Origin of the sequence: Streptomyces sp. NPDC059008, assembly GCF_042749045.1 — a bacterium.
Classification (GTDB): Bacteria; Actinomycetota; Actinomycetes; order Streptomycetales; family Streptomycetaceae; genus Streptomyces.
Genome location: NZ_JBHYJC010000093.1, coordinates 1 through 8,825 on the forward strand (window position 1 = coordinate 1; position 8,825 = coordinate 8,825).

The window sequence follows — 8,825 nt, forward strand, 5'->3', positions numbered from 1 at the left end:
GCCCTGACCACGGGCTCTACCGACTCACGCTCACCTTCACCCCTCACCCTGCCCCAAACACCCCCCCCCCCCCCCCACAAAGGGCGATAATTAATTGCCACAACAAAACCCGGCCCCCCGCCCCCCCCCCCGCCCGGGGTCTCCCACCCGCGGCGGGGCCGGCCTGGTGGGGCCGGCCCGCCGACGCCTCCCGTCAGGACAGGTTGTAGGAGAGCGTGTAGTGGGCACCGTCCTCTCGGAACTTCATCTCGCCGTAGCCGAGCAGCGGAACCTGCTCGCCGAGCAGGTCGTCGGCGTCGGCATCGTCGCTCTCGTACATGCGGACCTCCGCGACATCGCCCGCGAAGTGGAAGGACTTGTTGATGTGGCGCTTCTCGCCCTTCTCGATGCTGGTCGAGTAGACCGAACGCCCGCCGTTGATGGTGAGGTAGATGTCGTCCGCCCCGTTCCAGTCCTCCTGCTCGACGCATTCGAGCGTGTAGAACGTCACGACGCCCATGGCTTTCCCCCTAAATGGTCGGTGTGTGCCTCTGCGGACCGATCTTGCCCGCCGGGGATCAACGGTTGCTAAACAGGGCTTGAGGAACATCCCTTTTCACCGCCGAAGTCGCTCGTTGACCTTGCACCCATGGGGCAAGCCACAGCATCAGCGGGCCAGCACGCGCCCCGCCGACAGCCGATGCTGACGGGCCGACCGCCGTTCAGTCCTCCGGGCGGAGGGCCAGGTCGAGGAGGCCGGGGAAGCGGGCGTCGAACTCCTCGCGGCGCAGCCGGTTGAGGCGTTTGGTGCCCTGGTCGCGTTGTTCGACGAGGCCGGCGTCGCGAAGGACGCTGAAGTGGTGGCTCTTCGCGGCTCTGCCGACGGGCACGTCGAAGTTGCTGCAGCTGAGCATCCAGTCGGAGTGGCCCGCCAGCTCGCGGATCAGCTGGATGCGCACTGGGTCCGCGAGGGCGGACAGGGCGGTGAGCAGGGTGACGTCGGCGGGGTGTGTGTGCACGGGCGCCGGTCGGTGCCCTCCGGCTTCGGTGTGCCCCGACATCCCTCTTCCTCCTGCGCGGTCATCACACTCGGTTGCGCAATGTTCGACTTCCATCTTACATTGCCGATGTTCGCTTCTGGTTGAACATTGGGGGAAGGGTGGTCCGACGATGCGCGCCGTCGAGATCCAGGCGTACGGCGGCCCCGAGGTGCTGCGGCTCGTGCGGGCCGCGGTGCCCGAGCCGGGGCCGGGCCAGGTGATCTCTGCCGGCAAGCCGCTGCCGCACGTCACCGACTGACCTCCCACGCCCCGGGACACGACAGCCGACAGGCGGTCGATCCCGGTCGGCCCTCCGCACGCCCACCGGCCCCGGCACATGCCCGGGGCCCGAAACCACGGACCGAGAAATGCAGCAACACAGCGCCGCCCAAGGACTGTCCGCCGTCGCAGGCAAGGTGCCCGCGCCCTGTCTCGTCCTGGCCGGCGTGTGCGGGCTCCAGTTCGGCGCGGCCCTCGCCCCGCGCGCGTATCCGCAGGCAGGGGCCGCGGGCGTGGTGTTCCTGCGGCTGCTGATCGCCGGCGTGATCCTCTGCGCCCTATGGCGCCCGAAGCGCCGGGCGCTGAGCTCGACCAAGGGAGCATGGAAGACCGTGCTCACCGCCGGGACCCTCCTCGCGGGGCACCACATCGCCTTCTTCGAAGCCGTTGACCACCTCCCCCTCGGGATCGTCGCCACGATCGAGTTCCTCGGCCCCTTCACCATCGCCCTGGCCGGCTCCCGCCGCGCGGTCGACCTGGTCCCCGCCTGCCTGGCCGCAGCAGGCGTGTTCCTGCTGAGCGGCACAGGCCGCACCTCCCTGCCCGCGGTCGGCCTCGCCCTGGCCGCCACGGCGGCCTGCTGCTGGGCCGGATACATCCTCGTCTCCGCGCGCATGGCCACCCGCCTCAGCGGCGGCCAGGGCCTGGCCGTGGCCATCACCTGGGCGGCCCTGCTCAGCGCCCCCTATGGGATCGCCCAGGCCGGCAGCGCGCTGCTGGACCCGCACGTCCTGTGGGTGGCGGCCGTAGTGGCGGTGGCCTCCAGCGTGCTCCCGTACTCGCTCAACCTGGAGGCCATGCGCCGTATCCCGCCACCCGTCTTCGGCGTGCTGACCAGCCTGGAACCGGCCGCAGGCGCGCTGTTCGGCCTGCTCATCCTCGGCCAGTACCTCGCCTGGCCCCAGTGGGCCGGCATCGCCGCGGTCGCCTGCGCCTCCATCGCGGCCACGTACCTGAGAGCCGGCAGGCGCGGGACGTCACGCGTCCGGGCCGGCAGCGCCTCCCCGCCCGGCGAGACAGCCGCGCGCAACGAAGCCGAAGTCCCGGGTGCCGGCAGGTGACCTGGGCCTTCCCCAGCCCATCGGGCACCCCTCCGGAGGAGCGCTTGGCCTGCGCTTGGCCTGCGCTTTCTCCCGCTCCACGGAGTCAAGGAAGGAAGGGCGGACCAGACCGACGGGCGATCGGTGTTCGGCGTTCCGGGCCCGTTCAACTGCCGGCCACGAGCCTCCCGCAGAGTTCGGAATGAGAGATTCCGAATCTTGGTGACACCGCTGTGGTCGGGTACGCCCGCCACCGCAGGAGGGCCCCATGGCCGGCATTGACATCACCACCGACCGTCGTCGATTCCTCTTCACCTCTGGTGCCGCCGTCGCCGCGACCGGCGCCGCCCTCGCACTCCCCCACGTCAGCCGCGGCGGCACGGGCCCGGGCGCCGTGCCGGCACAGCGCGGCGGCACCGGCCCGTCGTCGGCACGCCCGCTCTCCGGACGAGCGGCGCCGTACGGGACCACCACCTTGGAGACGACCGCCCGGCTCGCCGGCCGTGGTGGCTACCGGCGCATCGCCCCCGGCCCCGGATGGCCCCTGGTCGTACGGGGCGAACTCGCCACCGCCAGGACCGCCCGCCGGGACCGGCGCACCGCCCTGGCGTGCTTCGTCCAGTTCACCGATCTGCATGTGGCCGACGTCCAGAGCCCGTTGCGGACCGAATTCCTGCGTGCCGGGTCCCCGGGATCGTGGCGGGGGCAGGAGGCGCTGTCCGTCGCGGGCGCGGTGTCGCTGGTGGAGCAGGTGAACGCGCTGGGCGGCGGCCCCCACACCGGCCGGCCGCCGGCCTTTGTGATGTCCACGGGGGACAACATCGACAACCACTCGATGGTGGAGCTGGAGTGGTTCCTCACCGTGATGAGCGGGGGCCGGATCACCCCCAACACCGGTGACCCGGCGGCGTACGAAGGCGTCCAGAACTCCGGCCTCCCGCTGTACTGGCACCCCGACGACAGCCTGCGCGACCAGGACAAGCGGCGCGGAATGCCGCGGATACCCGGCTTCCTCGACGCCGCGATCCGCCCGGTCACCAGCCCCGGCCTGCGCATTCCCTGGTACTCGACGCCCGGCAACCACGACGACCTCCCGGGCGGTTGCCTGGCTCCGCAGGACCCTCAGCTCGCCGAGTACATCACCGGGGCGCGCAAGCTCTTCTCCGTGCCGGACGCCGACGTGGCCGCCTTCGCCAAGGTGCTGGAGACCGGCGACGATCCCAAGAGCACCGTGCTCAAGGACATCCTGCGCCGCAACTCCGCCAGGGCGCGGACGGTGACCGCCGACGACCGCCGGCGCCTGGCCACGCCGCACGAGTACCTGCGCGCGCATCTGGACCCGGCCTTCGCGGGTGCGGGACCGGTCGGGCACGGCTACACCGAGAACCACCTGGACGGCGACCGGATGTACTACTCCTTCCCCATCGCGAACGGAGTGGTGGGCATCAGCATCGACACCACCTACCGCAGCGGCCACTACGAAGGATCACTGGGAACCGAGCAACTGCGCTGGCTGGAGCGGACGTTGGCGGCACACAGCACGCGGCATCACGACGCGGACGGCCGGCTGGTGCGCAACCCCGGCGGCGACGACGCACATATCCTCGTCTTCAGCCACCACCACAGTCCGAGCATGACGCGGCGCCCCGACGCGGCCCGCACCGACGAGACCCGGCACGACGGCGCGGAGGTCATCGCGCTGCTCAGCCGCTTTCCGAACGTGGTGGCCTGGATCAACGGGCACAGCCACGTCAACCGCATCACCCCGCACGCCCATGCCACCCCCGCCCGCTCCTTCTGGGAGGTCAACACCGCCTCCCACATCGACTACCCCCAGCACGCACGGCTCCTGGAACTGGTCGACAACCACGACGGAACGCTGTCGCTGTTCACCACGCTCATCGAATCGGCCGCGCCGTACCGCACGGACTTCGACGACCTGTCCGCCGTCGGGCTGGCGTCCCTCTACCGGGAGCTGGCCTACAACGCGCCCGGTCTCACCGACCGTATGCCGGCGCCCGGCGCGGTCCACGAAGTGATGGCGGGCACGGCCGCGGATCGCAACACCGAACTCCTCCTGCCCCGGGCGTGAGGGCGGGCCGGAGGGCGGCCCCCTACCCCCCATACCTGAGAGCCAGGCCGTAAGTACGCTCCCTGGCGGGACGTGGACCAAGCGGTGTGATCCATAGCTTCGGTACCGGAAGCACCACCGGCTTCCGGTACGGAAGGATCACCGCTCATGGCGTCCCGCCCGCGCGGCCAGCGTCTGCTGCGCACCCTGCTCGCCGCTCTTGTCGCCGCCTCGGTGGCCGTGCCCGTCTCGGGTGCGGCGCGCCCCGCGGCCGTCCCGGCGCCCGCCCCGGCCGACCTCGGCCCGCTGCGCTCCGCCACGCCGGGCGTGCTCACCGCGCGGTACGCCGCCAACCGCGACGGCATCCGCGCGGCGGAGCGGACGGCCGCCGGCCACGGCGACCGGAGGCGGGCCGCCGCGCTGCGCGCCATGGCGGCTCCGGGGCGGCAGTTCCTGGCCTTCGACGGCCGCGGCGGGGGCCGCACCACCGAGGTCCTCGGCGACCTGGCGCGGGCCGAGCGGATCGCCGTACTGGTGCCGGGGTCCGACACCAGCCTCGACACCTACGAGCGCTTCCGGGCCGGTGCGCGGGCGCTCCACCACGAACTGGACGACCGCACCGCCGTCATCGCCTGGCTGGGCTACGAGACGCCGGGCACGCTGAGCACCGAGGTGCTGACCCCCGCCCTCGCGGCGGATGCCGCACCCCGACTCGTGCGATTCATCGGCGAGTTGAACAAGGCGCGGCCGACTGCGCGGGTCTCCGTCCTGTGCCACTCCTACGGCTCGGTCGTCTGCGGGCGGGCCGCGCCGGGCCTCGCCGTTTCGGACATCGTGCTGTACGGCAGCCCCGGTACCGGCTCCGACGGTGTCGCCGCGCTGCGCACCCGGGCGACGGTCTGGGCCGGCCGCGGCGCCACCGACTGGATCGCCGACGTGCCGCACGGGCAGATCCCGCTGCCGTTCGGCACGCTCGGGCTGGGCGAGGACCCGCTCACCCCGGCCTTCGGCGCCCGGATCTTCGCGGCGGGTTCCGGCGGCCACAGCGACTATCTCCGCCCGGGATCGGTGTCGCTGGAGAATCTCGCGCGGATCGTCTCCGGACGCCTGCCGGCCGAGGAGCGCCACCGTGCTGCGTGACCTCGTCCAGCGGATCGACTCCGCGACCCCGGCCGGCCGCGACCGCAGCATCGACGCACTCCGCGCGCTGGCCATCCTCGGTGTGGTACTCGGGCACTGGCTGGTGACCGCCCTCGTCGTCGACAGCGGCGCCGTGCACGGCGCCAGTCCGCTGCGGTATCTGCCGCAGCTGGCCCCGGCTTCCTGGGTGCTGCAGACCCTGGCGGTCTTCTTTTTGGTGGGCGGGCAGTCGGCGGCGCGCGGTTACGCCGCCGCCCGGGGCCGGGGCGAGACCTACCGGCGGTGGCTCGGCGCCCGGATGGCGCGGCTGTTCCGGCCGGTTGCCGCGGTGCTGGTGGTCTGGAGCGCTGCGGCGGCGGTGATGCTGGCCTCCGGGGCCGGTGTGGAGACGGTACTGACGCTGGCCAAGCTGGTGCTGTCCCCGCTCTGGTTCCTGCTGGTCTTCGCCGCGCTGACGGCGGCGACGCCGCTGGTGGCCAGGCTGCACCCGCTGTGGGCGGTGGCCGTCGTGCTGCACGTCGACCTGGTGCGGTTCGGGCTGGGCGGGCCCTCCTGGCCGGGCTGGATCAATGTGGTGGCCGGGTGGCTGGTCCCGTACTGCCTGGGGGCGTGCTGGGCGCGCGGCGGGCTGCGGGAACGCCGGGCCGGATGGGTGCTGCTGGTCGGGGGTGCCGCCACCACCGCCGGGCTCGTGCTGTGGGGCGGCTATCCGGCCGCCATGGTCGGGGTGCCGGGTGCCGGGATCTCCAATCTCAACCCGCCCACCCTCGCGGCCGTCTGCTTCGGTCTCGCGCAGTGCGGGGTGGCGCTGCTGGTGCGTGACCGGCTGCGCCGGGCGCTGCGACGTCCCGCGGTGTGGGCCGCGGTGGCGCTGCTGAACCTCTCGGCGATGACGGTGTTCCTGTGGCATCAGACCGCGATGATGGCGGTGACGGCGGTGGGTCTGCTGGCCGGCCGGCCGTTGCCCGGTCTGCACACCGTGCCCGACGGCGCCGGCTGGGTGCTCGCCCGGCTGGGCTGGCTGCCGGTGTTCGCGGTGGCGCTGCTGGTGTGCTGGGCCGCGTTCCGTACGTACGAGCAGGGGCGGCGGGCGAGCCGTGGCGGCAGCCGGGTCGTGCGGGAGCGGCGCTCCGTTCCGGTGACAACGGGGCGAGGCTAGAGTGGATCTTGTGAACGAGGGGGCCGGGGACGGCGGGGGACGGCGGCTTCGGGCCGCCGCGGGGACGGCGTTGCGCACGCTGCGCACGGATCTGTGGACGGTGGCGCGGGATCCGTTGCCGCGTATGCGCTGGCTCGGACGGCTGCCGCACGCCCATGTGGTGCTGTTCGCGGTGCTGATGTTCCTGCTCAACGCCAACGACTACCAGGAGTTGCTCGGCGGGGACAGGCACCCGGACGAGACGTTCCCGACGCGGCTGCTGCTGCTCCTCGTGCTCCAGACGGCGGCGGCCGTCCTCGCGTTGACCCGCCCGGTCCTCGCCTGGTGGCTGTCGACGCTCGCGCTCTTCCTGACCGCACAGGCCACGGAGCCCGTCGTCGACCACGACAGTCTGTGGCCCTGGAGCGTCGCGGGGGTCGCACTGCACACCCTCGTGCTGCTCCTCCTCGCGCTGCGGGTCCGCCCCCGCGTCGCGGTCGAGGCGCTGGTGGTCACGCTCCTGGCGGGGATGGTCAACATGGCCTTCGCCGCCCCCGTCGCCCCCGCCCCGGCACCGGGCGGGCACAACGACGACCTGACCCGCGGCGCGGTGAGCTTCGCGACCGCGGTGGTGGTCGGCGCCTCGCTGCGCCTCAGCCGGGTCGCCCGTAACCGGCTCGTCGTGCAGGAGGAGCTCACCGCCGAGGAACGGGCCCGCCGCACCCTGCTGGAGGAGCGTGGCCGGATCGCCCGCGAGCTGCACGACGTGGTCGCCCACCACATGTCGGTGATCTCCATCCAGGCACAGGTCGCTCCGCATCTGGTCGACAACCCGTCGGACGCGCTGAAGGAGAACCTCGCGGGCATACGGGAGAACGCCGTCGAGGCGCTGACCGAACTGCGGCGTGTGCTGGGCGTGCTGCGCTCGGAGGAGGCGCCGTCGCAGGAGGTGCGGCACGCCCCGCAGCCGACCCTCGACCGGCTGGACGAGCTGATCGGCAAGGTGCGCTCCGCCGGGGTCGCGGTCACCGCCGAGACCACCGGAGAGCCGCGTCCGCTGGCTCCGGGCGTCGAGCTGTCGGCGTTCCGCATCGTGCAGGAGGCCCTGAGCAATGCGATGCGGCACGCGCCGGGGGCGGCGGTGCGGGTGACGGTCGGCTACCACGTCGACGGGCTCGCGCTCCGGATCGCCAACGCCGCGGCGGACGGTCCCGCCCCGCCCTCCCCCGGCTCCGGGCACGGACTGCTCGGGATGCGCGAACGCACCGCCATGCTCGGCGGCGAACTGGCCGTGGGGCGCACCCCGGACGGCGGCTACGAGGTGACCGCGCTGCTGCCCGACAACGCCGACCACCCCTCCGCCGCCCCCGGTTCCCCTGATTCCCCCGTTGAGGACACCCGATGACGACCATCCGCGTGCTGATCGCCGACGACCAGGTGATGGTCCGTCAGGGCTTTACGGTGCTGCTCAACGCCGAGCCCGGCATCGAGGTGGTCGGCCAGGCCGTCGACGGCCTGGACGCCCTCGCCAAGGTCGCCGAACTCGCCCCGGACGTCGTCCTGATGGACGTCCGGATGCCCCGGCTCGGCGGGATCGAGGCGACCCGCCAGATCACCGAACCGGCCGGCGCCACCGTCAAGGTGCTGGTCCTGACCACCTTCGACCTCGACGAGTACGTGTACGAGGCACTGCGCGCGGGCGCCTCCGGCTTCCTGCTCAAGGACGCCTCGGCCGCCGAACTCGCCCAGGCGGTACGGGTCGTGGCCGCCGGTGACGCGCTGCTCGCCCCGAACATCACCAAGCGGTTGATCGCCGAGTTCTCCCGGGTCACCAGTACCCCCCGCACCCCGCTCAAGGACCGGGTCGGCGATCTGACGGAGCGTGAGACCGAGGTGCTGGCGCTGATCGCGCAGGGACTGTCCAACGGCGAGATAGCCGAGCGGCTGGTGGTGGCGGAGCAGACGGTGAAGAGCCATGTGGGCCGGATCCTGGTCAAGCTGGGGCTGCGCGACCGGACGCAGGCGACCGTCTTCGCCTACGAGACGGGGCTGGTGCGGCCGTCGGGGTACTGAGCCGAGGGGCCGTGCGCACGACGAGGAGCGGCGGCCGCCCGGGTACGCGTTTCGCGCACCCGGGC

9 protein-coding genes are annotated in these 8,825 nt (G+C 72.7%); 7 read left to right on the plus strand and 2 right to left on the minus strand.

Annotated elements, in window-relative coordinates; translation table 11 throughout:
• Window positions 1–193: 193 nt before the first annotated feature.
• Both ACFWZH_RS39165 and ACFWZH_RS39170 read right to left on the minus strand, forming a co-directional pair.
• Complete coding sequence (locus ACFWZH_RS39165) at window positions 194–499, minus strand: hypothetical protein (RefSeq protein WP_384443208.1); 306 nt, start codon at window positions 497–499, stop codon at window positions 194–196.
• A gap of 202 nt (window positions 500–701) precedes the next feature.
• Window positions 702–1,040 (minus strand): ArsR/SmtB family transcription factor, encoded by a 339-nt coding sequence (locus ACFWZH_RS39170; RefSeq protein ID WP_384443211.1) that lies wholly within the window; start codon window positions 1,038–1,040, stop codon window positions 702–704.
• A 109-nt stretch (window positions 1,041–1,149) separates the two neighbouring features.
• Between ACFWZH_RS39170 and ACFWZH_RS39175 the strand changes: the two genes are divergently transcribed.
• The 7 genes from ACFWZH_RS39175 (at window position 1,150) to ACFWZH_RS39205 (ending at window position 8,760) form a co-directional block, all read left to right on the plus strand.
• Window positions 1,150–1,278: a hypothetical protein gene (locus ACFWZH_RS39175; protein ID WP_384443214.1), complete on the plus strand. Its 129-nt coding sequence runs from the start codon at window positions 1,150–1,152 to the stop codon at window positions 1,276–1,278.
• A gap of 109 nt (window positions 1,279–1,387) precedes the next feature.
• Entirely contained in the window at window positions 1,388–2,359 is a 972-nt protein-coding gene (locus ACFWZH_RS39180) for a DMT family transporter (protein WP_384443217.1), read from the plus strand.
• A gap of 247 nt (window positions 2,360–2,606) precedes the next feature.
• Entirely contained in the window at window positions 2,607–4,430 is a 1,824-nt protein-coding gene (locus ACFWZH_RS39185) for a TIGR03767 family metallophosphoesterase (protein ID WP_384443220.1), read from the plus strand.
• Between the two features lie 147 nt (window positions 4,431–4,577).
• Window positions 4,578–5,549: an alpha/beta hydrolase gene (locus tag ACFWZH_RS39190; RefSeq protein WP_384443223.1), complete on the plus strand. Its 972-nt coding sequence runs from the start codon at window positions 4,578–4,580 to the stop codon at window positions 5,547–5,549.
• Entirely contained in the window at window positions 5,542–6,708 is a 1,167-nt protein-coding gene (locus ACFWZH_RS39195) for an acyltransferase (RefSeq protein ID WP_384443232.1), read from the plus strand. The genes ACFWZH_RS39190 and ACFWZH_RS39195 overlap by 8 nt, the downstream gene beginning before the upstream one ends.
• A 10-nt stretch (window positions 6,709–6,718) precedes the next feature.
• Window positions 6,719–8,092 (plus strand): sensor histidine kinase, encoded by a 1,374-nt coding sequence (locus ACFWZH_RS39200; RefSeq protein WP_384443226.1) that lies wholly within the window; start codon window positions 6,719–6,721, stop codon window positions 8,090–8,092.
• Window positions 8,089–8,760, plus strand: a complete 672-nt coding sequence (locus ACFWZH_RS39205) for a response regulator (protein ID WP_384443229.1) — start codon at window positions 8,089–8,091, stop codon at window positions 8,758–8,760. Before ACFWZH_RS39200 ends, ACFWZH_RS39205 begins: the two co-directional genes overlap by 4 nt.
• Window positions 8,761–8,825: the final 65 nt, after the last annotated feature.

Excerpts from the sequence above, each read along its gene's own strand:
- ACFWZH_RS39165 (WP_384443208.1), bottom strand. The coding sequence starts at position 499 with ATGGGCGTCGTGACGTTCTACACGCTCGAATGCGTCGAGCAGGAGGAC.
- ACFWZH_RS39170 (WP_384443211.1), bottom strand. The coding sequence starts at position 1,040 with ATGTCGGGGCACACCGAAGCCGGAGGGCACCGACCGGCGCCCGTGCAC.
- ACFWZH_RS39175 (WP_384443214.1), top strand. The coding sequence starts at position 1,150 with ATGCGCGCCGTCGAGATCCAGGCGTACGGCGGCCCCGAGGTGCTGCGG.
- ACFWZH_RS39180 (WP_384443217.1), top strand. The coding sequence starts at position 1,388 with ATGCAGCAACACAGCGCCGCCCAAGGACTGTCCGCCGTCGCAGGCAAG.
- ACFWZH_RS39185 (WP_384443220.1), top strand. The coding sequence starts at position 2,607 with ATGGCCGGCATTGACATCACCACCGACCGTCGTCGATTCCTCTTCACC.
- ACFWZH_RS39190 (WP_384443223.1), top strand. The coding sequence starts at position 4,578 with ATGGCGTCCCGCCCGCGCGGCCAGCGTCTGCTGCGCACCCTGCTCGCC.
- ACFWZH_RS39205 (WP_384443229.1), top strand. The coding sequence starts at position 8,089 with ATGACGACCATCCGCGTGCTGATCGCCGACGACCAGGTGATGGTCCGT.